The sequence below is a fragment of the Vibrio sp. 1249-1 genome (genome assembly GCF_033340495.1).
In genome coordinates this window covers 1-624 of record NZ_JAWOWJ010000736.1, presented here as the reverse complement: position 1 = coordinate 624, position 624 = coordinate 1, and the positions used below count along the sequence as shown (strand labels likewise).

Here is a 624-nt window from a genome sequence, read left to right as displayed (position 1 = left end):
CAAAGTATTCGAAGCTGTCATGCCACTCCTCAATACCAGTGCACGCATCCCTTTGTGTGGATTGATTTCTCAATACAACGCAACAGAATTACCTGAAGGCACAGACCATCTACCTCTGCTAATGGGTAAACTACTGACGAAACGAATCAAGGTACAAGGCTTTATCATTTTTGATGACTACGGTCACCGTTACGGTGAGTTCGCTCAAGACATCAATCAATGGTTGGCTGAAGGAAAGATCCAATACCGCGAACATCTAGTAGAAGGTCTAGACAATGCGCCAGAGGCATTTATTGGTCTGCTAGAAGGCAAGAACTTTGGCAAGCTTGTTGTAAAAATCAACGACCCACTATAACAACCCGCAATAAGGAAGGGATAATAAATGATAAAACTTCATCATCTGAATCAGTCACGCTCTAAGCGTATTATCTGGTTACTTGAAGAGCTCAACGTGGATTACGAAATCGTGCCTTACGTTCGTGACAAAGTGACTTTCATGGCACCGCCAGAACTAAAGAGCGTTCATCCACTTGGTAAGTCGCCACTCCTTGAAGATGATGGTGAGTTTATTATTGAATCAGGAGCCATGACTGAATACTTGATTGAAAAGTACAGTGATGGAGC

At 42.9% G+C, this 624-nt stretch carries 1 protein-coding gene and 1 pseudogene; both read left to right on the top strand.

Annotated elements, in window-relative coordinates; translation table 11 throughout:
* Positions 1 to 355, top strand: a pseudogene (locus tag R7Z50_RS28635) (NADP-dependent oxidoreductase); the annotation flags it as partial.
* 27 nt (positions 356 to 382) lie between these two features.
* A partial coding sequence (locus tag R7Z50_RS28630) for a glutathione S-transferase N-terminal domain-containing protein (RefSeq protein ID WP_318149898.1) occupies positions 383 to 624 on the top strand: 242 nt, incomplete at its 3' end.